21 protein-coding genes, 1 pseudogene and 1 riboswitch are annotated in these 24,028 nt (G+C 74.1%); of the genes and pseudogenes, 5 read left to right on the forward strand and 17 right to left on the reverse strand.

Annotated features, from left to right (window positions below; translation table 11 throughout):
* Positions 1-248 precede the first annotated feature (248 nt).
* Genes ACFT41_RS18415 through ACFT41_RS18425 form a run of 3 tightly spaced genes read right to left on the reverse strand, consistent with a single transcriptional unit; the run spans position 249 to position 3,840 of the window.
* The gene (locus ACFT41_RS18415; RefSeq protein WP_377589556.1) at positions 249-2,510 is read right to left on the reverse strand and encodes a heavy metal translocating P-type ATPase; all 2,262 of its coding nucleotides are present in this window, start codon (positions 2,508-2,510) and stop codon (positions 249-251) included.
* 12 nt (positions 2,511-2,522) lie between these two features.
* Positions 2,523-3,599, reverse strand: coding sequence for a hypothetical protein (locus tag ACFT41_RS18420; RefSeq protein ID WP_377613929.1), 1,077 nt, complete (start codon positions 3,597-3,599; stop codon positions 2,523-2,525).
* Positions 3,600-3,630: 31 nt separating this feature from the next.
* The gene (locus ACFT41_RS18425; protein WP_377589554.1) at positions 3,631-3,840 is read right to left on the reverse strand and encodes a heavy-metal-associated domain-containing protein; all 210 of its coding nucleotides are present in this window, start codon (positions 3,838-3,840) and stop codon (positions 3,631-3,633) included.
* Between the two features lie 150 nt (positions 3,841-3,990).
* Between ACFT41_RS18425 and ACFT41_RS18430 the strand changes: the two genes are divergently transcribed.
* Complete coding sequence (locus ACFT41_RS18430; protein WP_377589553.1) at positions 3,991-4,293, forward strand: metal-sensitive transcriptional regulator; 303 nt, start codon at positions 3,991-3,993, stop codon at positions 4,291-4,293.
* Positions 4,294-4,428: 135 nt separating this feature from the next.
* Here ACFT41_RS18430 and ACFT41_RS18435 read toward each other — a convergent pair whose 3' ends face one another.
* The 3 genes from ACFT41_RS18435 to ACFT41_RS18445 all read right to left on the reverse strand — a co-directional run bounded on the left by ACFT41_RS18435 (position 4,429) and on the right by ACFT41_RS18445 (position 8,049).
* On the reverse strand, positions 4,429-5,121 hold the full coding sequence (locus tag ACFT41_RS18435) for a DUF305 domain-containing protein (RefSeq protein WP_377589552.1): 693 nt from the start codon (positions 5,119-5,121) through the stop codon (positions 4,429-4,431).
* An 85-nt stretch (positions 5,122-5,206) separates the two neighbouring features.
* Entirely contained in the window at positions 5,207-5,731 is a 525-nt protein-coding gene (locus ACFT41_RS18440) for a hypothetical protein (RefSeq protein WP_377589551.1), read from the reverse strand.
* A 251-nt stretch (positions 5,732-5,982) separates the two neighbouring features.
* Positions 5,983-8,049, reverse strand: a complete 2,067-nt coding sequence (locus ACFT41_RS18445) for a heavy metal translocating P-type ATPase (RefSeq protein WP_377589550.1) — start codon at positions 8,047-8,049, stop codon at positions 5,983-5,985.
* A gap of 347 nt (positions 8,050-8,396) precedes the next feature.
* Here ACFT41_RS18445 and ACFT41_RS18450 point away from each other — a divergent pair, with 347 nt between their 5' ends.
* Positions 8,397-9,851, forward strand: coding sequence for a YibE/F family protein (locus ACFT41_RS18450; protein WP_377589549.1), 1,455 nt, complete (start codon positions 8,397-8,399; stop codon positions 9,849-9,851).
* A gap of 166 nt (positions 9,852-10,017) precedes the next feature.
* A riboswitch (cyclic di-AMP (ydaO/yuaA leader) is annotated at positions 10,018-10,148 on the forward strand.
* Positions 10,149-10,152: 4 nt separating this feature from the next.
* Positions 10,153-11,178, forward strand: a complete 1,026-nt coding sequence (locus tag ACFT41_RS18455) for a coiled-coil domain-containing protein (RefSeq protein WP_377589548.1) — start codon at positions 10,153-10,155, stop codon at positions 11,176-11,178.
* Positions 11,179-11,280: 102 nt separating this feature from the next.
* Here the strand turns inward: ACFT41_RS18455 and ACFT41_RS18460 are convergent, their stop codons facing one another.
* Complete coding sequence (locus ACFT41_RS18460; RefSeq protein WP_377589557.1) at positions 11,281-11,973, reverse strand: carbonic anhydrase; 693 nt, start codon at positions 11,971-11,973, stop codon at positions 11,281-11,283.
* A 193-nt stretch (positions 11,974-12,166) separates the two neighbouring features.
* Here ACFT41_RS18460 and ACFT41_RS18465 point away from each other — a divergent pair.
* Positions 12,167-12,496: pseudogene (locus tag ACFT41_RS18465) on the forward strand (helix-turn-helix transcriptional regulator); the annotation flags it as partial.
* Between the two features lie 98 nt (positions 12,497-12,594).
* On the forward strand, positions 12,595-13,821 hold the full coding sequence (mycP, locus tag ACFT41_RS18470; RefSeq protein ID WP_377589547.1) for a type VII secretion-associated serine protease mycosin: 1,227 nt from the start codon (positions 12,595-12,597) through the stop codon (positions 13,819-13,821).
* An 82-nt stretch (positions 13,822-13,903) separates the two neighbouring features.
* Here the strand turns inward: mycP and ACFT41_RS18475 are convergent, their stop codons facing one another.
* The 10 genes from ACFT41_RS18475 to eccCa form a co-directional block, all read right to left on the reverse strand.
* Positions 13,904-15,217 carry a WXG100 family type VII secretion target gene (locus ACFT41_RS18475; RefSeq protein ID WP_377613930.1) on the reverse strand — a complete coding sequence of 438 codons (1,314 nt, stop codon included), beginning with the start codon at positions 15,215-15,217 and terminating at the stop codon, positions 13,904-13,906.
* 17 nt (positions 15,218-15,234) lie between these two features.
* Positions 15,235-15,774 (reverse strand): hypothetical protein, encoded by a 540-nt coding sequence (locus ACFT41_RS18480; protein WP_377586849.1) that lies wholly within the window; start codon positions 15,772-15,774, stop codon positions 15,235-15,237.
* A gap of 37 nt (positions 15,775-15,811) precedes the next feature.
* Positions 15,812-17,161: a S8 family serine peptidase gene (locus ACFT41_RS18485; protein WP_377586850.1), complete on the reverse strand. Its 1,350-nt coding sequence runs from the start codon at positions 17,159-17,161 to the stop codon at positions 15,812-15,814.
* An 82-nt stretch (positions 17,162-17,243) separates the two neighbouring features.
* Positions 17,244-17,525 (reverse strand): WXG100 family type VII secretion target, encoded by a 282-nt coding sequence (locus ACFT41_RS18490; protein WP_377586851.1) that lies wholly within the window; start codon positions 17,523-17,525, stop codon positions 17,244-17,246.
* Between the two features lie 28 nt (positions 17,526-17,553).
* Positions 17,554-17,862 carry a WXG100 family type VII secretion target gene (locus ACFT41_RS18495; RefSeq protein ID WP_377586852.1) on the reverse strand — a complete coding sequence of 103 codons (309 nt, stop codon included), beginning with the start codon at positions 17,860-17,862 and terminating at the stop codon, positions 17,554-17,556.
* A gap of 205 nt (positions 17,863-18,067) precedes the next feature.
* Complete coding sequence (locus tag ACFT41_RS18500) at positions 18,068-18,325, reverse strand: hypothetical protein (RefSeq protein WP_377586853.1); 258 nt, start codon at positions 18,323-18,325, stop codon at positions 18,068-18,070.
* An 11-nt stretch (positions 18,326-18,336) separates the two neighbouring features.
* On the reverse strand, positions 18,337-19,062 hold the full coding sequence (locus tag ACFT41_RS18505; RefSeq protein WP_377586854.1) for a hypothetical protein: 726 nt from the start codon (positions 19,060-19,062) through the stop codon (positions 18,337-18,339).
* Between the two features lie 31 nt (positions 19,063-19,093).
* Positions 19,094-19,387, reverse strand: a complete 294-nt coding sequence (locus tag ACFT41_RS18510) for a hypothetical protein (protein ID WP_377586855.1) — start codon at positions 19,385-19,387, stop codon at positions 19,094-19,096.
* An 18-nt stretch (positions 19,388-19,405) separates the two neighbouring features.
* Positions 19,406-19,825: a YbaB/EbfC family nucleoid-associated protein gene (locus ACFT41_RS18515; protein ID WP_377586856.1), complete on the reverse strand. Its 420-nt coding sequence runs from the start codon at positions 19,823-19,825 to the stop codon at positions 19,406-19,408.
* Between the two features lie 88 nt (positions 19,826-19,913).
* A complete protein-coding gene (eccCa, locus tag ACFT41_RS18520) occupies positions 19,914-23,876 on the reverse strand; it encodes a type VII secretion protein EccCa (RefSeq protein WP_377586857.1) in 3,963 nt (1,320 codons plus the stop codon).
* Positions 23,877-24,028 lie beyond the last annotated feature (152 nt).

Consider the following 24,028-nt stretch of genomic DNA (forward strand, 5'->3'; position numbering starts at 1 on the left):
GAGGGGCCGGTGGCCGGGGGCCGCCCGGCGGGGGCGAGGCGGACGCCGCGGACGGCCGTGCGGGCGAGCCGCGGCGGGCGGGTGGTGTCGGTCTGCTCTTGAAAGCGTCCTTGATCTTCTCGCCAGCCTTCTTGAGGCTGGCCCCTGGCCTGGTCGTTGCGGCACCCGGCCTCGAGCCGCTCGTCGCCGGTGGCCCGCCCGGCGCCTTCCTTCAGGCCACCCAGTACCCGACGCCGCCCGCCGAACCCTCAGGGCGTGCCGGCCGGCTGGAAGCGGCGCAGGCGGAGGCTGTTGGCGACGACGAAGACCGAGGAGAACGCCATCGCCGCACCCGCGATCATCGGGTTGAGCAGGCCGGCGGCGGCCAGCGGCAGCGCGGCCACGTTGTAGGCGAAGGCCCAGAACAGGTTGCCCTTGATGATCGCCAGGGTGCGGCGGGACAGCCGGATGGCGTCCACGGCGGCCGTCAGGTCGCCCCGGACCAGGGTCAGGTCGCTGGCCTCGATCGCCACGTCGGTGCCGGTGCCCATGGCCAGGCCCAGGTCGGCCTGGGCGAGGGCGGCGGCGTCGTTGATCCCGTCGCCGATCATCGCCACGGTGCGGCCGTCGGCCTGGAGCTGCTTCACCACGTCGACCTTGTCGGCGGGCAGCACCTCGGCGGTCACCTCGTCGATGCCGACCTCGGCGGCCACCGCCCGCGCCACCGTGGCGTTGTCGCCGGTGAGCAGGATCGGCGTGAGGCCGAGGGCGCGCAGCCCGGCGACGGCCGCCGCGCTGGTCGGTTTCACCACGTCGGCCACCGTGAGGACCCCCCGGGCCCGGCCGTCCCAGCCGGCCAGCACGGCCGTCCGGCCGGCGGCCTCCGCGCCGGTCACCGCCCGTTCGATCTTCTCCGGTACGTCGAGTCCGCGCTCCCGCAGCAGCCGGAGCCGCCCGACGGTCAGCTCGCGGCCGTCGACCGTGCCGGTGACGCCGAGCCCCTCCACGTTGGCGAAGCCGGTGACCGGGGCGAGCGGCCCCGCGTCGGCGGCACCGGCGGCCACGGCGCGGGCGATGGGGTGCTCGCTCGCGGCCTCCAGCGCCCCGGCGAGCCGGAGCAGGTCAGCGGCGTCCTCGCCGTCGGCGGGGAGCGCGTCGACCAGGGTCATCCGGCCGGTGGTGACGGTGCCGGTCTTGTCCAGCACCACCGTGTCGACCTGCCGGGTGGATTCCAGCATCTCCGGGCCCTTGATCAGGATGCCGAGCTGCGCGCCGCGCCCGGTGCCGACCAGCAGGGCGGTCGGGGTGGCCAGGCCGAGGGCGCACGGGCAGGCGATGATCAGCACCGCCACGGCGGCGGTGAACGCGGCCGTCGGGCCGGCGCCCGCGCCGAGCCACCAGCCGAGGGTACCGGCGGCGAGCGCGATCACGATCGGCACGAACACCCCGGAGATCCGGTCGGCCAGCCGCTGCACGGCCGCCTTGCCGGTCTGGGCCTGCTCGACGAGCCGCGCCATCTGGGCGAGCTGGGTGTCGCCACCGACCCGGGTCGCGGTGACCACCAGCCGGCCCCCGGCGTTGACGGTCGCGCCGACGACGGTGTCGCCGGGGCCGACCTCGACCGGCACGGACTCACCGGTGAGCATGCTGACGTCGACGGCGGAGGTGCCCTCGTCGACCACCCCGTCGGTGGCGATCTTCTCGCCGGGGCGGACCACGAACCGGTCCCCCAGCGCGAGCCGGTCCACCGGGACCCGGGTCTCCACCCCGTCGCGCAGCACGGCGACGTCCCGCGCGCCCAACTCCAGCAGGGCGCGCAGCGCGGCACCGGCGGTCCGCTTGGAGCGGGCCTCGAAGTAGCGGCCGGCGAGGAGGAACACGGTCACCCCGGCCGCCGCCTCCAGGTAGATGTTGCCGGCCCCGTCGGTGCGGGTGATGTCGAACCGGAACGGGTGGGTCATCCCCGGCACGCCGGCGTCGCCGAGGAACAGCGCCCACAGCGACCAGCCGAACGCGGCCATGGTGCCCAGCGAGACGAGGGTGTCCATGGTCGCCGCGCCGTGGCGCAGGTTGATCAGCGCGGCCCGGTGGAACGGCAGTCCGCCGTAGACCACGACCGGGGCGGCCAGGGTCAGCGACAGCCACTGCCAGTAGTCGAACTGCCAGGCCGGGACCATGGCGAGCACGACCACCGGCACGGCCAGGGCCACGGAGACCCAGAGCCGGGTACGCAGCCCGCGCAGCTCGTCCACCGGCTCGGCGGCGGCCGGCTCGGACGAGGCCGACGGCGGGGGTGGCAGGGCGGCCGTATAGCCGGTCTTGGTGACCGTGGCGATCAGGTCGTCGGGGGTGACGTTGCCGGCGTACGAGACGGTGGCCTTCTCGGTGGCGTAGTTGACCGTGGCGGTCACGCCGTCCATCCGGTTGAGCTTCTTCTCGATCCTCGCGGCGCAGGACGCGCAGGTCATGCCGCCGATCGCCAGCTCGATCCGGTTCGGTGCGACCGGTAGCGGTCGCGTGGGCGAGCTCATCGCTGCCTCCCGTCAGTCGTGCCCGTGACCGGGGACGCCGTGGCCGGCGTCGGCGGTGGGGCTGCTGGTGGCGGCCGGTGTGCCGGTCGCCGTCGGTGCGCTGGTCGGGGCGGGTGCGGCGGGCGTGTCGGGCGTGGCCCCGGCGGGCGTGCCAACGGCGACGGTGAACTCGGCGGTGTGCACCGCGTCGCCGTGCCGGAAGTCCAGGTAGAGCCGGTAGCTGCCGGCCGAGGGGAACTCGGCGGAGAAGGTCACCGCCGGCCCGGCCGGGGTCGTCCCGTCGCCGGGCGCGCCCTCCGGGTGCACGTGCAGGTACGCCAGGTCCCCCTGGCGCAGGGCCACCAGGTGCCCGAACGCGCCGAGGTAGGGCTGGAGGTCGGTGACCGGCGTGCCGTCCCGGCTGACGGTCAGGGTGAGCCGGCTGGCCCGGCCGGGCTGCGCCGCGCCGGCCAGGGTGACGGTGTAGCCGTCGACGGTGGTGGCGGCGGCGGCGGGCAGCGGCAGCGGCCGGGCGTCGAGCGCGCCGGGCACGGTGACGTCGACGCCGAGGGTGAGCGCCGGCCCGCCGGCCGGGGTGAAGTCGGCGAACGCCCGCCAGACGCCGGGGCCGGCGAGCGGGGACGCCACCCGCCAGGTGCCGTCCGGCCCCGCCTCCGGGTGGACGTGCCGGAAGCCGGAGAGGTCCCGCCGGGCGACGATCAGGTGCATCCGCTTGTCGTGCGCGACGTCGTACCGGGTGACCGGCTGCCCGTCGGGGCCGGTGATCCGGAAGGCGAACTCGCCGGCCGGTGCGGCCAGCGGGGCGAGGGTGTAGCCCTCGTCGGAGACGAGCAGCCCGCCGGGCAGCTGGGTGGCGGGGGCGTCCCCGGTGTCGGCGTGCGTGGCGCCGTGGGCGGGGTCGTCGGCGTCGTGGCGGGTCTCGTCGGCGTCGTGGCGGGTCTCGTCGGCGTCGTGGCGGGTCTCGTCGGCGTCGTGGCGGGTCTCGGCGGCGGGGGTGACGGGGCCGACCACCTGGCCGACCCCGTACGCCCCGCCGAACACCGCCGCCAGGCCGAGCACGAAACCGCTCAGCTTCGTCGCCGTGTTCATCGCGTGCCTCGGTTTCTTCGCAGGGTTGGCGTCACGCGCCGACGAGGGTGTACCCGGCCTCGTCGACGGCGGCGCGCACGGTTTCGGTGTCCAGCGGGCTGTCGCTGGTGACGGTGACCCGGCCGCCCTCCAGGTCCACCTTGACGTTGGTGACGCCCCCGATCGCGCCGACCTCGGTGACGACCGAGCCGGCGCAGTGCCCGCAGCTCATCCCCCGCACCTCGTACGTCGTGCTGACCATCGCTCTCTCCTTCCACTGCACCTCACGTTACCCCCGGGGGGTAAGCGTGAGGCGGACCGCCACTTACGAAACGCCAGAGATACCGGGTGGGGGTATCCCTGGCCCGGAGAACCGTAACATACCCCTGAGGGGTATGTTAATCTCGGCCGCATGACCGGACCCACGCCCACCCCGACCCGGGGGTACACCGCCAGCAAGGACCAGCTGCTCGCGCGACTCCGCCGCGTCGAGGGCCAGGTCCGCGGCATCGAGAAGATGGTCGACGAGGACCGCTACTGCATCGACGTGCTCACCCAGATCTCCGCGATCCAGGCGGCCCTGGACAAGGTCGCTCTCGGCCTGCTCGACGGGCACGCTCGGCACTGCCTGCGCGAGGGCATCGCCGAGGGCCGGACCGACGAGATGGCCACCGAGCTGATGGCGTCCGTCGGCCGCCTCATGAAGCGCGGCTGACACCCGCCCAGCGACTGGTGCCGCTCGCCCGATGATCAACTTGATGCCGGCGAGGTGGGGGCATCCCGGGCTGCGGACACCCCCACCTCGCCGACATGGCGCGACCTGGCCGTCAGAGCCGGGCGGCCCTGGCCGTCAGAGCCGGGCGAGGATCTTCCTCATCAGGTCGATCTCGCCCTGCTGGCTGGTGGCGATCTGCTGAGCCATCGCCTTGGCCTCCGGGTTCGCCCCCGTGGCCAGCTCCTCCCTCGCCATGGTGATCGCGCCCTCGTGGTGGGCGACCATCATGGTCAGGAACTGCCGGTCGAAGCCGACGCCCTTCGCGCCGGCCAGCTTCGTCATGTCCGCCTCGGACATCATCCCCGGCATCTCGTGGTCCATCTCCGGCACTCCGTGCCCATGCCCCGAGGCGGGCGACGGAACCGGCCGACCCCACCCCGTCAACCAGCCGGTCATGGTGGCGATCTCCGGGGCCTGGGCGGCCTTGATCGCAGCAGCGAGGCGCTTGACCTCCGGATCGGCGGAGCGGGTCTCGGCCAGCTCGGCCATCTCCACGGCCTGCCGGTGGTGCGGGATCATCATCTGGGCGAACATCACGTCGGCGTCGCCGAACGCGGCCGGCCCGCGCGTCGGAGTCCCGGTGGCAGTCGCAGTGGCAGTCGCGGTGGCGGTGGCAGTGGCGGTGCCGGCGGCAGTGGCGGTGCCGCCGGCCGGCGTGTCGTGACTGGGCGAGCCGTGGTCGCCGGAACCGCAGGCGGCCAGGGCGAGGACGGCGGTCAGGGCCGCGCTGGCCAGGGCGGCGCGGCGCGCGATCGTACGAGTGGTCACGGTGAATCCTTCGGTCTCGGTCACGTACGTGGGCAGGACGGGAACACGGGTCACCGGCGGAGCCGGGCACCCGCGCCGGGGCGTCCTACGTACGCGACACCGAGACCTCGGCCAGTCGAAGGCCGAGCGGGCGGGAGGGCGGGCCGCGCGGTCCGGCGGGCGCCCCACCGGGCCGCCGGCCGGACGGGCCGAACGCCCGTGCGCCGGTCAGCAGGAGCACGGCGACGAGCAGGGCGACCCCGAGCGCGCCGAGCACCGCCGAACAGACGCTCCACCCGGACGGCCCGTCTGCGCGACCACCGACCGGGAGCAGCCGGGCGGGCACACACTCACCAGCCGGACAGCCGGCGTGGGCACCCAGGGCGGCGACGACCATGCCGCCAGCCGGGGCGGCCATGCCGCCGGCGAGCCGTCCGGAAGCGGCCACGCCGCTGGCGAGGGTGACGGAGATCGGATGCCCGTCGCGCGGTGCCGCCCCGTCATGTCCGTCGTGGGTGCCGCCGGAGTGCGCGCCATGGCCGAGGGTGTGCATGGCGGCCAGGCCGACCAGGGTGCAGAGCAGCAGCGCGAGGCGGACCCACCGCCCGCCCGTCACCGCCATCGTCCGCACGCCACCACGCTAGAGCCTCGGCTGAAGTCGGCCGACCTCGACTCGCGGGTGCGCGGGTGGCCTCGGGCCAGGTCGGCGAGGAGCTGCGGGGCCCCGGGGTCGACGATCGATGCCGCCAAGAGACCGGGCCGGGAACTTTGGCTGCCTCCACCACACGACACCCCGACACGGTTCCACCGCGACCGGCCACGAACCGTGCCGCTCACCTGCCGCCGGGACACGTGCCGCACGGGCCCGCGCTTCGACGCACATCAGCCGGGGGTGAGGCGGACCCGGCGGATCAGTTGGGCGTTCAGCGCCACCACGATCGTGGACGCCGACATCAGGATCGCCCCGACCGCCGGGCTCAGCGCCACCCCCGCCCAGGCCAGCGCCCCGGCGGCCAACGGCAGGGCCACCACGTTGTAACCGGCCGCCCAGGCCAGGTTCTGCACCATCTTCCGGTAGGACGCTCGGGAGAGCCGGGCCACCGCCGCCACCCCACGCGGGTCGGACGAGGCGAGCACCACCCCGGCGGACTCGATGGCCACGTCCGTGCCGGCCCCGATCGCGATGCCCACGTCTGCGCGGGCGAGCGCCGGGGCGTCGTTGACCCCGTCGCCGACCATCGCCACGGTCAGCCCCCGGCGTTGCAGCTCGGTGACCTTGCCGTCCTTGTCGGCCGGCAGCACCTCGGCGAAGACCTCGTCCACTCCGGGCCGGAAGCCGAGGTCGGCGGCGACCGCGTCGGCCACCGCCCGGGCGTCCCCAGTGATCATGGCGATGGTCCGGACGCCCTGAGCCCGCAGCTCGGCGATCGCCTCGCGCGCCTCGGGGCGTACTTCGTCGGCGAGGGCGAGCGCGCCGAGCACCGTGCCGGGGAGGCGGACCAGGTGGAGCACGGCGGCCCCCCGCCCCGCCCACTCGGCGGCAATCCGGTCCAGCTCGGCGGGGAGGCCCACGCCCAGCTCGCGCAGCAGCGCCGGCCCGCCCGCCGCGTACTCCGTGCCGTCGATGGTGGCCCGCACCCCACGGCCCGGCAGTGCGCGGAAGCCGGTGGCCGGCGCGGGTCCGCCGCGTTGCTCGGCGGCGGCGACGATCGCTCGGGCCAGCGGGTGCTCGCTGTCCGCCTCGACCCCGGCGGCCAGCCGCAGCAGCTCGTCCTCACCGGTGCCGGCGACGGCCGCGACACCGGTCACGACGTGCTCGCCCCGGGTCAGGGTGCCGGTCTTGTCGAACAGCACCGCGTCGACGGTGCGCATCCGCTCCAGCGCGAGCCGGTTCTTCACCAGGATGCCAGAGCGCGCCGCAACCGCCGTGGACAGCGCGATGACCAGCGGGATCGCCAGCCCCAGCGCGTGCGGGCAGGCGATCACCAGCACCGTGACGGTCCGCACCACGGCCTCGTCGGCGTCGCCGAGGGCGGACCAGACCAGCACCGTGACCACGGCGGTGGCGGTGGCGACGTAGAACAGCCAGGCCGCGAAGCGGTCGGCGAGCGCCTGGGCCCGGCCGCTGGAGCGCTGCGCCTCGGCGACCATGCGCTGGATGCCGGCGAGGGTGGTCTCCTCGCCGATCGCCGCCACCTCGACCCGGATCGCCGAGTCCGTGGCCACCGTGCCCGCCACCACCCGGTCGCCGGCCGACCGGACGACCGGGCGGGACTCTCCCGTGATCATGGATTCGTCCAGCTCGGCGGCCCCGTCGACGACCCGGCCGTCGGCCGGCACCCGACCGCCCGGCCGGACCAGCAGCACGTCGCCGACGCGCAGCTCGGCCACCGGGACCCGATCGGTGCCGCCGTCGGGGCGGACCCGCTCGGCGTCGTCGGGCAGCAGCGCGGCCAACGCGGCGAGGGCGCCCCGGGCCTGACCGATCGCCCTCATCTCCTGCCAGTGCCCGAGCAGCATGATGGTGACCAGCGCCGCCAGCTCCCACCAGAAGTCCAGGTCGAACGCGCCGGCGCTGGTGGCCAGCGATGCGACGTACGCGACGCTGATCGCCATCGCGATGAGCAGCATCATCCCCGGTGCCCGGTCGCGTAGCTCCCGGACCGCGCCGACCAGGAACGGCCACCCGCCCCACCAGAAGACCGCCGAGCCGAGCACCGGGCCGACCAACGCCCGGCCGGGGAACTCCAGCGAGTAGCCGAACCAGTCCATCACCAGGTGGCTGGTGACGACGATCGGCAGGGTCAGCGCGAGGCAGAGCCAGAACCGGCGGCGGAACATCTCCGGGTCGTGCCCAGCGTGCTTGTCGTGCCCGCCGGGTCCGGCGCGCTTGTCCGGTGCGCCGGGTCCGGCGGGTGCGCCGTGCCTCGCGTGCGCTTCGTGGGCCATGTCTCCAAGATGCCCCGCCGCCGGTCAGATTGGCAGCATGTCGGTCAGACGGCGGTATCCGAGCGGCCGGAACACCGCCATGTCGCCGACATGGTGTCGACCGGCCTGCGTCCGCAGGTGAGGGTGGCTACGATTCCGGGCGATGGGACGCAGGATCCCGCTCCGGGCGACCGGAGGAGCGGAAGGGGCTTCGGATGGGCCGGCGGAGCGGGGGTCCTCGGGCGGGGGTCCTCGGGCGGCCGGCCCGGTGAGGTCGTTCGGGCAGCCAGCCCGGATCGACCGCCGCGACGCTGAACCGTCCGGGCCGCCGAGCCGTATCCCGCGCTGACACCGTTTGGAGACCGTCGATGGGCGCCGACCACAACCGACCCGCTCCGCCCACCCCGCCAGGGGTGCGGCGGCTCCTCGTCGCGACCGTGGTGCCCCTCTTCGTGATCACCGTGATCGCGGCGATCGTCCTGTGGCCCCGCGACGGCGGCCCGGAGGTCGACGGCGGCTCGCCGGTGCCCCGCTACCACGGCACAGTGACCCGGGTGGTCACCGAGGAGTGCCCGCCACAGCCCGGGACGCCGGAGGCCGGGCCGGACGTCGCGGACGGCCCGTGCGGCACGGTGACCGTCCGGGTGGAGCAGGGGCCGGACGCCGGGCAGCAGGTCGAGACGCCGATCCCCACCGGCCCCGGCGCGCCCACCGTCGCCGTCGACGACCGGATCGTGCTGGTGAAGCTGACCGACCCGGCGGACCCGACGGCGAGCGCCTACAACATCGCCGAGCACCAGCGCGGCACTCCGCTGGTCTGGCTGGCGGTGGTGTTCGCGCTGGCGATCGTCGCGTTCGGCCGCTGGCGGGGGGTGGCCGCCCTGGCCGGCCTGGCCGCCACCTTCGCCATCCTGCTGACCTTCGTACTGCCCGGGATCGGCGCGGGCGGGTCACCGCTGCCGATCGCCGTCGTCGGCTCCGCGCTGATCATGTTCGTGGTGCTGTACCTCACCCACGGGGTCAGCGCGCAGACGTCGGTGGCCGTCCTCGGCACCCTGGGCAGCCTGGTGCTCACCGGCCTCCTGGGCACCCTCGCCACGGCGGCCACCCACCTCACCGGGTACGGCAGCGAGGACGCCACCACCCTGTCGATGTTCCGGGGCGACGTGGATCTGCACGGCCTGCTGCTGGCCGGCATCATCATCGGTTCGCTCGGGGTGCTCGACGACGTCACCGTCACCCAGGCGGCCACGGTCACCGAGCTGGCGCACGCCAACCCGGGGCTGTCCCGGTTGCAGCTCTACCGGGCGGCCACCCGCGTCGGCCGGGCGCACATCGCCTCCACGGTCAACACGATCGTGCTGGCGTACGCGGGCGCGTCGCTGCCGCTGCTGCTCCTGCTCACCGCCGACTCCCGCCCGGTGACCGAGATCCTGACCAGCGAGTTCCTCGCCCAGGAGATCGTCCGCAGCGCGGTCGCCACGCTGGGCCTGATCGCCGCCGTGCCGCTCACCACCGGGCTGGCCGCCGTGGTCACCGCAGCGGGCCGCACCGCCGCGGGACGGACCACGGCAGGGCGCAGCGCCGCGGAAAGCGCCGCCGCGGGACGGACCAGGGCGACCCGGTCCGGTCCGGCGGGCGTCGGGGACGTGCCGGCGACGCGTACGCCGGGCAGCGGCCGGCGGCGGCCCGCGGAGCGGGATCTCGCGCTGGAGGCGCTCGGCGGCGGCCGGGCGGCCGAGGGGTTCCCCGACGACCACGCCCCCACCCACCCCCCGGCCGGACGGCCGCACCGAGAAGGAGGCACGGAGACCGCATGGTGACACTCCGCAGCGTGACCAATGGCGGCATCCGCCCTGAGAAGCGCATCACCGATCACCGACAGCGATTACGAAATAGCGCTTTCAGTCGGCAGCCGGACGTAGCTCCCCACGAGGACTCTCGGGTAACCTCGCTGCCGGTCACCGCCGAAGGCGCGAAGCGGCGCCTGCGGTGCCGCCGCCCAATCGCCGCGAGGCGAGCCGGGGAACCAGGTGCCCGGGGTGAATCCGCGCGAGCGGTAGGGGCCACTTCCGCCCCGAACCCGTCAGCTAACCCGGTCGGCGGTCGATGGAAGGGAACACTGTGACGGCACCCCTGCACCGCTGGTTGACCCCCGTGGTGGCCGTGCTCGCTGCCCTGGCGGTCGTCGCCGGGCCGGCCGCCCCGGCGCTCGCCCTGCCCTCCGCCGCCCCCCAACCGTCGGGGCACGAGGAGGACGACGAGCCCCAGCTCATCACCGATGTGATCGAGGCGACCAACCGGGACTACGCCCAGGCCAAGTCGAAGCTCGAAAAGTCGAAGAAGCGCCAGGCCCAGCTCGCCGAGGAGGTGCGGAAGGCCCAGGACGAGCTGGACGCGCTCGCGCCGCAGGTCGGCGAGATGGCCGCGCAGTCGTACCGGACCGGCCGGGTCGGCGCGATGGCGATGCTGTTGGAGAGCAACACCCCGGACTCGTTCGTCAAGCGCGCCTCCGCCCTCGACGAGCTGAACATGGTCAACGCCAACAAGCTGGCCGAGGTCAGCGCGGCCAAGAACCGCGCCGAGCAGGCCAAGCTCGCGCTCGACGCCGAGGTGCGCGAGCAGCAGAAGCAGGCGTCGGTCATGGCGAAGAAGAAGTTCGACGCCGAGAAGGCGCTCGCGCTGGTCGGCGGCGCGGGCTTCACCGGCGGTCTGGTTTCCGCCACCTCCCCGGTCGCGAAGATCGGGCCGGGCCGGACGTCGGACGGCGACTGGCGACCGGAGTCGTGCAGCGAGAACGACCCCACCACCTCCGGCTGCGTCACGCCCCGCACACTGCACGCGTACAAGGAGACCAAACGGGCCGGCTTCAACCGGTTCGTGGGCTGCTACCGGCCGGGCGGGCCGTGGGAGCACCCCAAGGGCCGGGCCTGCGACTGGTCGCTCCAGAACAGCGGATTCGCCCCCTGGCACAACAACGACACCCGGATGTACGGCAACAACCTGGCCGCGTTCCTCATCCGCAACGCCGACCGGCTCGGCATCTACTACGTCATCTGGAACCGGCAGATCTGGTTCCCGGCGACCGGCTGGAAGTCCTACAGCGGGCCCTCCAACCACACCGACCACGTGCACATGTCGCTGCTCTGACGCCGCGTGCCGCGCACGCCGAGAGGGGCCGTCCCACTGTGGGCGGCCCCTCTCGGCGCGTAAGGCGGCGCGTCTCAGGCGGCGGGTGTCAGGCGGCGGGTGTCAGGCGGCGGCGGGGGCCGGGAGGGCGGCCACCGTCCGCACCCCGCCGGCGCTGAGCCGGTACGACATTCCGACGACCGCGCACCGACCGGCGTCGACCTCGGCGGCCAGCACCGGCGACCGGTCGAGCATCGCCTCGACGGTGCACGCGATGTGGATGTCGACGATCTCGTCGATGCTCTCGACGCCCCGCTCGGCGGCCCGGTGCAGGCTGGGCACCACGGCGTCCACCACGGCCCGCAGGTTGCCGGCGGGCTGGGTGCCGGTGCCGGCCGCCGCCCGGGCCGCCTGCACCGCTCCGCAGGAGTCGTGGCCGAGCACCACCACCAGGGGGGTGCCCAGCACGGTCACGGCGTACTCGACGCTGCCCAGCACCTCGGGGCCGACGGTGTGCCCGGCGGTGCGGACCACGAAGAGGTCCCCCAGGCCACGATCGAAGATGATCTCGGCGGCGAGCCGGGAGTCGGAGCAGCCGACGATCACCGCGAACGGGTGCTGGCCGTCGGCGACGGCCGTCCGGTGGTCGGCGTCCTGGTTGGGGTGGCGCGGCGCTCCGGTGACGAAGCGGTGGTTGCCGGCTTGCAACTCGACGAGGGCCCGGCCCGGGGTGCAGGGGACGCCCGGGGTGCCCAGCTCGCCGGGTCGCCCGATGGTCGAGAGGGGTTCGAGCTGCCCGGAGTTCGACTGATCCATCGACATGCTGGAATGCTTCATGCCCCATCACCTCGTCATTCACGCGCACGACCAGTTCCCCCACGGTCACACGCAGCGAAAGGCACGTCAAGCGTTACGTGATACACATTTCCTGTGTTGGGAAGGGGTTGCGCGGGGCCGAGCGTTGGCCCGCGTCGGCCCAGGGGCGTGCCCGTCGTCGCCGAGCCCTAACATGTCCGACATGGCGACGACAGCAGGCGGGAACGGGAGCACCCGGAACTGGACGTTCCTCACCAACCACGGCCACGTGCTGCTCGCCATCGCCCGCAACCCGACCGCCCGGCTGCGCGACGTCGCGGACGAGGTGGGTGTGACCGAACGGGCGGCCCAGGCGATCGTGGCCGACCTGGAGGCCGGCGGCTACCTGCGGCGGACCCGGGTGGGCCGGCGCAACGAATACACGGTCGACCCCAGCGGCCACTTCCGCCACCCGGCCGAGGCGGACCGCCAGGTCGGCGACCTGCTCGCCCTCTTCACCACCGACCATGCCGAACCGCACACCTCGGACCACACCGCCCGGGGCACCTCGGACCATGCCGAACCGCACACCTCGGACCGCACCGCCCCGGGCACCTCGGACCAGGCCGAACGGGACGCCGGGTGACCGAGCGGGCCGAACGGCGGCGGGCCGGACTGCGCCTGGCCGGACCTCGGCGGGCTGCGCTGCCCGCGCTGACGGCGGCTCTGCTCGCCACGGCCGTCGGGCCGCCCGCCCCGGCGTCGGCCGCCCCTAGCTGCGGGCCGGCCGGGAACCCCGCGCCCACCGAGGCACCGTGGGCGCTGACCCGGCTCGACCCGGCCTCGGCGTGGCGGACCACCCGGGGCGAGGGCGTCACCGTGGCGGTTGTCGACTCCGGCGTGTCGGCCACCCACCCGCTGCTGCGGGGCCAGGTGCGCCCCGGCCAGGACTTCAACGCGCTGCCCCGCAACGAGGGCCAGTGCGACGAGGCCGGGCACGGCACGATGGTCGCCGGCATCATCGCCGGCCGGGAGGGCACCGGCTCGCCGTTCACCGGCATCGCGCCGGCCGCCCGGATCCTGCCCGTACGCGTGCTGCCGGACACCCGGCGCACCACCGACGAGGGGCTGCCGGCGCAGATCGGCCTGGCCATCCGCTGGGCCGTCGACCAGGGCGCCGACGTGATCAACCTGTCCCTGGTCACGCTGCCCCGCCCGGAGCTGGCCGCCGCCGTCGAATACGCCCTCGGCAAGGGTGTCGTGGTGGTGGCCGCCGCCGGCAACCGGCAGGAGCAGCAGCAGAACCTGCCGGCGTACCCTGCGGCGTACCCCGGGGTCATCGCCGTCGCCGGCGTCGACGCGCAGGGCGGCCACGTCGGCAGCTCGGTCAGCGGCGACTACGTGGACATCGCCGCCCCGGGGCTGGACATCCTCGGCCCCGCGCCCCGGGGGCAGGGATACCTCGCCGAGCCGCAGGGCGGCACGAGCTTCGCCGCCGCGTACGTCTCGGGGGTCGCCGCGCTGGTCCGCGCCGCCCACCCGGACCTCACGCCGGAAGGGGTGGAATACCGGCTCACCCGCACTGCGGACAACCCCCCGGACGGGCACAACGCGGAGGTCGGGTACGGGGTGGTGAACCCGTACCGGGCCGTCACCAGCGTGCTCGGCACGCGCACCGACCCGCCGCCCGGGGCGCTGGCCGCGCCGGCCCCGCCACAGGACCCGCTGGGCTGGCAGCGGGCCGTGGCGGTCTGGGTGGCCGCGGTCGGCGCGGTCCTGGCCGGCGTGCTGCTGGCCGTGAGGCCGATCCTGACTCGGGGGCGGAGCCGGGGCTGGCGACCGGGCCGCCGCCCCACCCCCGCCGGGTGACCACCGCCGGGCCGCTCCCGCCGGGTGACCACCGCCGTCCCACCCCGCCCTCGCGGGTGACCACGAGCGGCCACTCGCGCCGTCAGCGCAGGATGCCGGGGGTGGCGTCGCCGCCCGCACCCCAGACGTCCTCGTCCTCCTCCAGCCAGGTGTTGCGCACCTGCTCCTCCTCGGCGTAGCCGGCGCCGCCGCCCATACCGGCCATGCCGCCCCGGCCGGCCGTCGCGCCACCGGGCCGACCGGCACCCGCCGCGGCCCTGCCGCCCGAGCCCCGGGCGCCGGCGGCCCCGCCGCCCATGCCGGGGGCCATCATGCCGCCCATGCCCGGCTTGCCCGCGCCGAGCCGACCGCCCGCGCCCCGACCGGCAGCCCGGCCCGCGCCGGCCGCGCCGCCGCCGAGCATCGGCGGCAGCCCGGGGCTGACCGTCTTGCCGAGCGCGCCGCCGCCGGGGATGCCGCCGCCCGCGCCACCGCCGGACGGGCCCGCGCCGCCGCCCAGCCCACCGCCCGCGCCGAGACCGGTGGTGGTCGGCGCACCGGCACCGGCCAGCCCTGTCCCGTAGCCGTCGTCCAGCCCGCCCGGGTCCACGGACCCGGTGTCAGGGAGGTCGGTGACCGGGTTGAGGTCCGGGTGGGTCGTCGACTCGAAATCGGGCCTGCCGTCGTCGAGCCCCGGCAGCCCGTCGATGCCGGGCGGAGACGTGGGATCGAGGCCGCCGCTCGTCGGCATGCCACCCACCGGCGGGACCCCGCCGGCGCCACCGGCGCCCGGGCCGCCGCCGAGGTTCGGCACCTCCGTCGGGCCCGGGTTTTGGCTGCTGGGGGTCACCGAGCCCGGCACCTCCATCGTGCGGTCCTTGAAGTTGCCGTTGACCTCGTCGTAGACCTTGCGGGCGTCGCCCTCCTGATCGGAGAACCAGCCCGTCACCCAGTCGCCCACCTTGCCGAGCTGCTCGACCGGCCAGCTGCCCATGAGCTCCGCCGTGACCCGGGTCTCGAAGAGCCCCACGCCGAGGGTGATCTCGCCGTTGCGGGCCGCCAGGACGTCACCGACGCAGGCCGCCGGGACGGGCATCTTGTTCTGGGCGTCCTCCAACTGGCTGGCGGCGGTCTCCAGGGTGGTCACGATGCTGACCTTGCCCCGCCCCGGGTTGTCGATGTCGTCGACGATCGACTTGGCGTTCTTGGCGAGCCCCTCGATGTGCGTCTTGAACGCCTCGTACGCCGGGCCCTTCCAGGCCGCGCCGATGTCCTTGACGTTCTTCTCCAGGCTCTCCCGGACCTGATCGAGGTTCTTGATCAGCTCCTTCCAGCCCAGCGCGGCGCTCTGCACGTCGGCCGGGCGGCCCTCGACGAGCACCTCCCGGGCCATGTCCTCCCAGCTCTTGTCCCCCACGTCCCGCTCCCGTCGATCTAGCTGCCGCCGCGGGCGGCGTCGGTGAAGGCCTGCTGCATCTCCTGCGCGGTCATCTCGTTGGCCCCCTCGGCGGTCTCGTAGTTGCGCTTCACCGTGCGCAGCGCCTCGGCCGCCGAGTAGAGGTTCTCCGAGAGGGTGCGCAGCCCGCTCTCGGTGCCGCTGTGGACCTGCTGGTGCCGCTGGGCGAGCTGCACCGCGTACGGGAAGCCGCCGAGCGGCCCCTTACCGGCGACGGCCTGGCCGCCGCCGAGCTTCTCCGAGATGTCGGCCATGTCGTAGGAGAGCCGGTGGAGGTAGCTGGCATGCGTCTCCAGCCAGGTGATGGCCGAGTCGAGGTTGCCGGCGTCCCACTCCGTCTGGACGCCCTTCTCGCCCTTGCCGGCGACCAGCCCGCTCGGCGTCTCGGCCTGCTCCACGCCGATCCGGTCGAAGCTGAACCCCCGGATGTCGACCATCCCCGGATAGGCCGGGTTGACCGGCAGCGGCACGGGCAGGTCGATCTCCACCCGGTCCGGATCGTTCTTCTCGTCGCTCATGATGCCCTCCCCTGGCCCCGTTTCTCAGGTGTCGGTGTCAGCGCGGCTGCGGGCCCGGCGGGCCGGACGGTGGCGCCCCCGGCGGCTGCCCCGGCGGATACGGGCCGGGCGGATACGGGCCAGGCGGCCCCGGCGGGTACGCGCCCGGTGGCGGGCCAGGCGGGTGCGGCCCCGGCGGAGCGGGCGGGACGCGGCGGCGGGCCGCCCGGCGGTTGACCACGACCAGCACCACGACCACCGCGCCGGCCAGGAGCACCGCGAGTAGGCAGAACGCGAGCCGGATCGGGGCGTCGTCGGCCAGGCCGAAGGAGACCGCAGGCCGGCCGTCGTCGGAGTCGTCACCGTCGGAGTCCGCGTCGGGGTCGCCCGGCTTCGCGGACGCGCCGGCCAGCAGCGGGTTGCCGTCCACCTCGGGCACCGTGGCGGTCAGCGCGGCGAGCACGTCGACGTTGCCGAAGCCGTACTCCGGGTCGCGGCCGGGGGCACCCCGGTCCCGCGCGGTGCGGATCAGCCGGTTGACCACGTTCGCGGCGTCGAGCTTGGGATAGCGGGACCGCACCAGGGCAGCAACCCCGGAGACGATCGCCGCCGCGTCGCTGGTCCCGTCGTTCACGCCGTAGCCGTTCGGCGACACCGGCGGCGGCGCCGCGCTGATGATCCGTTCACCGGGTGCCGCGAGCCCCAGCTCCGGGCCGGTGACCGACCCGCTCCACCGCGAGCCGTTCTTGCCGGCGGCCCCGACCGCGAGCACGCCGGGAATGTTCGCCGGCATCGGCACGGTCTGGTCGGTGCGGCGGTTGCCGCCGGCGGCCACCAGCACCGCCCCCTTGCCGAGCGCGTACTGGACGGCCTCGGCTACCTGCGGGTCGGTGCCGGGAGCGCCGATGGACAGGTTGATCACGTCGGCTCCGGCGTCGGCCGCCCAGCGGATGCCGCCCGCGATGTCCCACTCGCGCGGCTGCCCCAGCGCGACCGGCAGGATCCTCGCCTCCGGGGCGATGCCGAGCAGGCGCATGGGCCCGCCGCCCCGGCCGGCGATGATGCCGGCCATCGCGGTGCCGTGGCCCTTCTCGCGGTCGGGGTCGGCCTGGCCGTCGGCCCGGACCGCGCTGGACAGGGAGGTGCCCCTCAGGACCTGCCCGCGCAGGTCGGGGTGGGCGGCGTACACCCCGCCGTCGATCACCGCGACCGTGACGCCCCTGCCCCGGGTCAGCTTGTGCGCCTCGGGGATGCGCAGCGTGTCGAGGTGCCACTGGAGGCCACGCACCGTGTCGGCGGCGCGCGCCGGGGCGGGCGCGGTCAGCAGGCCACCACCGGCCACGGTGACCAGTGCCAGCATCACGGCAGCGGACCGCAGCAGCGGCCGGTGGTGTCTCCCCGTGCGCATCGTTCTCCCCCGGCCCTCGTCGACCGTCACGCAGAACGGCTCCGGTCCGGTCGAGCCGGACCGGAGCCGCGTCGGCGTCAGTTCAGCTGTTCCACACCTTGGAGTTGCTCATCTCCGTGGAGACGTAGTTCTCGCGGGCGATGCCGACCGCGCCACCGATGTCGTTCAGGATCTTGTTGATGTCCCGGACGGCGGCGTCCCACTGCGCCTGGTGCTGCTCGTAGGCGGTGCGGTCCTCGCCCTCCCAGTGCAACTTCGTCAGCATGGACCGCAGCGTGTCGAGCTTCTCGTCGATGGTCCGCGAGATCGCGGTCATCTGCTGGTGGCTGCTCTCGAGGACCGCGTAGTCGACCTTGATGCTCATGATTTCCTCCCCTGCGCCTGGCTGCCGGTCACGGGTTCAGCGCAGCGTGGAACTTGTCCAGCATCTGCTGCTGCTCCTCGTCGTTGACCTGGTGGGTCGTGCCGCCCTTGTCGAGCAGGTCGGCGATGTTGTCCATCGCGGTCAGCAGCTTGGCGGTGTCCTCGTTCCAGCGCAGCATGAGCTGCTGGAAGCCCGAGGATGCCTGCCCCTTCCAGGCCATCGCCAGGTCGTCGACCACGTTCCACAGCTTCTTCAGCTCACCGTCGACATCGCCGCGCGTGGACCGCACGTCATTCGCCGCGGTATGCAGAGTCGATGCGTCGACCTCGAACGCCATGCTTCACACCCTTCCGTCATCGTTGTGGCGGCGGAACTCTGCCGCGCCCCTCCCCCGTGGCAAGGCGACCAACCCCACCGACGGACATTCAGGATGCACCGTAACCGACCCCGTCCACGCCGCGCAGCCCTGCCATCACGTCGCGGCAGACGCGCCGCCGCCCCGATCGTGAGTGGAGCGTCTCATCGGACCGGGTCGGCGAGCGTCAGGAGGGCTTACGGTACGACCGCACGTGCATCACCACGCCGAACACCAGGATCGCGGCCACCAGCACCACGAACGGCCAGAGCACCGGCTTCTCGAAGGCCCGGTCCAGCGCCACCGGGAGCATCGCGGCGCCGCCCGCGAGGACTCCCACCTCGCTGACCCGCATGAGCCAGGCCACCCGCCAGAGCCGGGCGACCCAGCCCAGCACAAGGAAGACCGGGATGGTGACTATGGAATACACGAAGAGCGCCACCATGTCGCCGCCTCTCACTGGTAGAACTTGGAGTCCTTGACCCAATCGATCTTGATGTCCTTGATGTCCGGGTCGGTGCCGGTGGCCGCCCAGCCGGGGCGGGAGTCCGACACGAAGGCGAACCGGTTGTTGTTCTGAAACCCCGCCATCACGCTGGTGAACAGCGCGCTGATGTCCCCGAAGACCAGGGCGAGGATTGCCACGCTCACGGTCAGCCCGGTGATCCCGATCGCCTCGGCGATGGGCGCGGTCGCCGGGAACGCCTGGAGGGCGACCGACGCGATCACCGCGATCAGGACCGGGATGAGCGCCTCGACCAACGCGTTGACCGCGTCGTTGAAGGCGTCCCGGGCGGCGGTGAGGCTCTCCTTGTTGGCGTTGAACGCCTCGGCCAGTGAGTTGATCTCCGCCCCCAGCTTGCGGAGGAAGAGCTCGAACGCGTCCCGGTCGTCGAAGTCCCACTCCTCGTCGGACGGCGGCACCTGCCCGAGGGCCGCGCCGAACTGGTCCGCGCCGAGCAGCCGGGCGGCGTCGCCCCACTCCTTGATGGACTTGTTGACCTCGTCGTTGTCGAACGTCTCCAGGTAGGCGATGCCCAGGGCGAGGAAGCTCGCGCCGACCAGCCACATCCAGTTGGCCCGGGCCGCCGGGAGCAGGCCCCGCACCGGCGCCGTCGTCGCGGCGACCGAGTGCGTGCCGGTCACCGTGCCGGCCGCGTTGGCGATCAGAATCTCCGTCATCGACTGCTTCCCCCGTCGCGCGTCGGGCCGGTCACTCGACAACCCAGGGCTGGTCCGACTTCTCCCAGTTCTTCGCGGTCTGTTCGAGCTGCTCGGCCGCCCGGTGCAGGTGCTCGATGCCGGTCTTCACGTTCTCCAGGTGGCCGTCGACCGAGGCGTTGTGCGCCTCCACGGTCGCGCCGCCGAAGAGGGTCAGCGAACCGTCCGACAGCTTCACGCTCTCCAGCAGCGACTGCACGTTGCGCAGGTATTGGATCGGGCCGTCCGGGGCGTCGAGATTCCGGCTCGCCTTGCGGATCGCGTCGACGTCGACCTTGTTCGCCATCGTGTCTCCCCTGTCGGCTCAGCGGCGCAGGCCGCGGAACGGATCGCCCAGGTCCACCCCGAACCGGCGGAACCAGTCCTGGGGGGTCAGGGTGCCGGCCTGGGCCTGCCGGACCAGCTCGGAGCCGCCGAGCATCTCGGTGAGCAGTTCCTGCTGGTGCTCACCGAAGGCCGCGTACGCCGCGTCGATGGCGGCCTGGAGCGACTCCGCGAGGGAGAAGCTGTCCAGCCGCATCGCCCGGGCGTTGATCTCGATGTCGCCGACCTTCATCTCACCGTCGACCGTGACCCGGACCAGGCCGTCCGGGCTCTCCCCGGCCACCCGCAGCTCGGCGCGCTGCCGCTGGAACTCGGCCAGCCGGCGCTGCTGCTCCTGCGCCTGACGCAACATGCTCTCGACAGCGCCACCAGCGCCGCCGTACCCCCCCGAGGTGCTCACCGCAGTCCCTTCTGCACAAGCGACGATCGGCCCGACGCTACCGGACCGGGTCGTCCGACGTCCGCCCCGAGCCCTGACGAAACGCGGCCTAGGCCGGTTCGGACCAGGCCGTCTGGATCAGCTGCCGGCCGTCGCGCCGCCGCACCAGCGTGCCCCGCCCGGGCGGCTGCGGGCTCGGACGCAGCGTGCCGAAGACGGGCCCCTCCTCCCGAGCACCGGACATCAGCAGGCCCGGCGAGTCCAGCTCGCGCAGGCGTTGCAGCACCGGCTCGTACAGCGCCCGCGCCACCCCGCCGACGCGGCGGGTGACGATCAGGTGCAGGCCGATGTCGCGGGCCTGCGGCAGCAGCTCGTGCAGCGCGCTGAGCGGGTTGTTGCCGCCGGAGGCGACCAGGTCGTAGTCGTCCACCAGGATGTAGAGGTCCGGCCCCTTCCACCAGCTGCGGTCGCGCAGCTGGGCGGTGGTGACGTCCGGGCCGGGCAGCCGGTTGGACAGCGCGCTGCGGATCGACGCGAGGCCCTGCGCGAAGACCTGGTTGGACGGGGCGTAGTCGAGCAGGTGCTCGCCCTCGACGGCACCGAGCAGGCCGCGCCGGTAGTCGGCGATGACCAGGCGGGCCTGGGCCGGGGTGTAGCGCTCGACGATCCCCTTCGCGATCACCCGCAGCAGGTTGGTCTTGCCGCACTCGGCGTCGCCGAAGACCGTCAGGTGCGGCTCGTTGGCCAGGTCCAGGTGGACCGGGGCGAGCGCCGACTCGTTGACCCCGATCGGCAGGCCGGGCGCGGACCGGTCGGCCACCCGGGCCAGCTCGGCCAGCGGCAGCCGGCGCGGCAGCAGCCGTACCCTCGGGGCGAGGGCTCCCGGCCACGACCGCGCCACGTGCCCGGCCAGGGCGACCGACGCCTCGGTCAGGTCGTCGACGTCGCGGCGGCCGTCGATCCGGGACACCGCCGCCAGGAAGTGCAGCTTGTCGCGGGTCAGGCCGCGACCCGGGGTCTTCTCCGGTACGTTCTGCGCGGCCCGCCGGTCGATCTCCGACTCGGCCGCGTCGCCGAGCCGCAGCTCCAGCTTCGTGCCGAGCAGGTCGCGCAGGTTGATCCGGACCTCCGCCCAGCGCACCGCCGTGATCACCACGTGGATGCCGAAGCCCAGCCCCCGGTTGGCCAGGTTGGTGATGGTCTGCTCCAGCTCCTCGTACTCCTGGCGCAGCGTGTTCCAGCCGTCCACCACGAGGAACACGTCGCCGAACGGGTCGTCGGTGAACTCGCCGGCCGCCCGGCGCCGCCGGTACGCGGCCACCGAGTCGATGCCGTGCTGGGTGAACCGCTGCTCCCGCTCGTCGATGATCCCGACCACCTCGGCGACCGTGCGGCGGACCGCCTCGGTGTCCCGCCGGCCGGCCACCCCCGCCATGTGCGGCAGCCCCTCCAGGCTGCGCAGCGCCCCGCCGCCGAAGTCGAGGCAGTAGAACTGCGCCTCGCGCGGGGTGTGGGTGAGCGCCAACGAGGCGAGCAGCGACCGCAGCATGGTGCTCTTGCCGGACAGCGACGCGCCGACGATCACCACGTTGCCGCCCGCGCCGGCCAGCTCCACCATCATCGGGTCGCGCCGCTGCTCGTACGGGCGGTCCACCACCCCGACCGGGACGGTGAGCCGGCCCCGGCCCGCCCAGGCGGCGGTGGTCAGCCCGTACGTCGGGTCGACGGCGAGCTGGCCGAGCAGGTCCAGCAGGCTCGGCGGCTCCGACAGCGGCGGCAGCCACACCTGGTGGGCGGGCCTGCCCTGGCCGGCGAGCCGACCGATCAGCACGTCGAGCATCGCCACGGCCTTGCCCTCGGCCGGCTGCTCCGGCTCGGCCTCCGGCTCCAGGTCCGGTTCCGGGGCAGGTGCCGGCACGAACCCGGTGCCGTACGGCACGATCCGGCGCTGCACCAGCGCCTGCGCCGAGCGCGCCTGCTCCCCCGGCGCCCGGTACGGGCCGGACACGTACGCGGCGCGGAACCGCAGCATGGTGGCGGTGTCGGTCTTGAGGTAGCCGTGGCCGGGGGCGCTGGGCAGCTCGTACGCGTCGGGCACGCCGAGCACGATCCGGCTCTCCACGGCCGAGAAGGTGCGCAGGCCCACCCGGTACGACAGGTGCGTGTCCAGGCCGCGCAGCTTCCCCTCCTCCAGCCGCTGGCTGGCCAGCAGCAGGTGCACGCCCAGCGACCGGCCCAGCCGGCCGATCATCACGAACAGGTCGATGAAGTCGGGCTTCGCGGCGAGCAGCTCGCTGAACTCGTCGCAGATGATGAGCAGGCTCGGCATCGGGTCCAGCGGCTCGCCGGCGGCCCGCGCCTTCTCGTACTCGAATCGGGAGACGTAGTTGCCGGCGGCCCGCAGCGCCTCCTGGCGGCGGTTCATCTCGCCGGCCAGGGCATCGCGCATCCGGTCGACCAGCGGCAGCTCGTCGGAGAGGTTGGTGATCACCGCGCTGGTGTGCGGCAGCGCGTCCAGGGAGGCGAACGTCGCGCCGCCCTTGAAGTCGACCAGGACGAAGTTCAGCTCCTCCGAGGAGTGGGTGACCGCGAGGGCGGCGACCACCGTACGCAGCAGCTCGCTCTTGCCGGAGCCGGTCGCGCCGATGACCAGGCCGTGCGGGCCCATGCCCTCGTGCGCGGACTCCTTGAAGTCCAGCTCGACCACGTTGCCGTCGGGGCCGACGCCGAGCGGGATGCGCAGCCGGTCGCGGTGGCTGCGCGGTCGCCACGTCTGTCGTACGTCGACGGTGGCGGCGTCGCCGACGCCGAGCAGGTCCGGCAGCTCGGTGCTGCGGGCCAGCGGCTCCTCCGCGCCGGCCTGCTGCTGGGAGAGCCGGTAGGGGGCGAGCTGCCGGGCCAGCCCCTCGGCCGCGGCGGCGGTGAGCCGGTCGGGGCGGCCCAGCCGGGTGGTGGTCGCGCCCCGGACCAGGTCCACGGCGGTGCCGTCGCCGACGTCGAGGCAGAGCAGCCAGCGGCCGGCGTCACGGGGGACGACCCCGGAGAGGTCCAGCATCGTGGTGCCGAGCAGGCTCGGCCCGGTCAGCGCGCAGGTGGCGGCGACCTCGCCGCCGTCGACCACCACCACCAGGTGCGACGCGGTGGTCAGCGGCTTGGCGTCCGGGCTGAACCGGTGCCGGCCGGCCAGCTCGTCGGCGAGGGACTCCTCGGCCTCGGCGAGGGTGGCGAAGACCAGCCGGCGGGCCCCCGCCGCGTCGGTGCGCCCGGGGTGCTGGGCGTGCGGCAGCCACTTCACCCAGTCCCAGGCGGGCTGCCGGTCCTCGGCGGCGACCACGACGACGACCAGGTCGTCCGGGGCGTGGAAGGTGGCGAGCTGACCCAGGGTCGCCCGGGCCAGGTCGAGCACCGGCTCCCGCTCGCCGCGCAGCACCACCCGGGAGAACGCCCGCACCGACAGCGCGGTGGGCAGGTCCGGCACCGTCGAGTGGGCGCGGACGAACCGGCGCAGCGCGATCGCGCTCATCGGCTCCAGGTCCTCCACCGGCTTCGTCTCCGGCGGCACGATCTCCACCGCCAACCGCTGCGGGCCGACGGCGATCCGCGCCTCGCCGAAGTCGTCCTCGGTGACCCGGCGTTCCCAGAGCCGCCGGGACGCGGCGATCGACCAGAGCGCGTCGGGCTCCGGGTGCCGCCAGGTCATGGCGGCCCGCTGCTGCTCGGCCGCGCGCCGGGTGCGCTTGCGCATCTGGGCCAGGTAACGCATGTAGTCGCGGCGCTCGGCGTTCAGCTCGGCCTTGTCGTTGCCGCCGGTGCTCAGCGAACCGAGGGCCATGCCGAGCATGGAAACCCCGAAGAGACCACCCGCGACGTACGTCATCATGCCGCCGCCCCGGCCGGCGTAGAGGAACGCCATCGCGCCGACGCCGCAGAGCATCGGCAGGATCATCAGCAGCTGACCCATGCCCCGGGGGGTCGGCTCGGGCAGCTCCGGCGGCGATTCCAGCAGCACCTCGCCGCGCGGCAGGGCGGGCCCCGGTTGACGCGGAAGCCGACGGAACACGACGGTGCTCACGGCGTTCTCCTCCCCCAGAAGCGGCCCGGATCCCCCGTAAGCGGCCCGGGTGCCGGCCGGCGCGGCGTGACGTGACGTGCGGCCGGGGTGACGCGACGACCGGGCGCGGGCCATCGGGTGGGCATCGTACGTGGGGGTCATCGTAGGTAATC

It is taken from the genome of Micromonospora sp. NPDC057141, from assembly GCF_042670805.1.
Taxonomy (GTDB): Bacteria; Actinomycetota; Actinomycetes; order Mycobacteriales; family Micromonosporaceae; genus Micromonospora.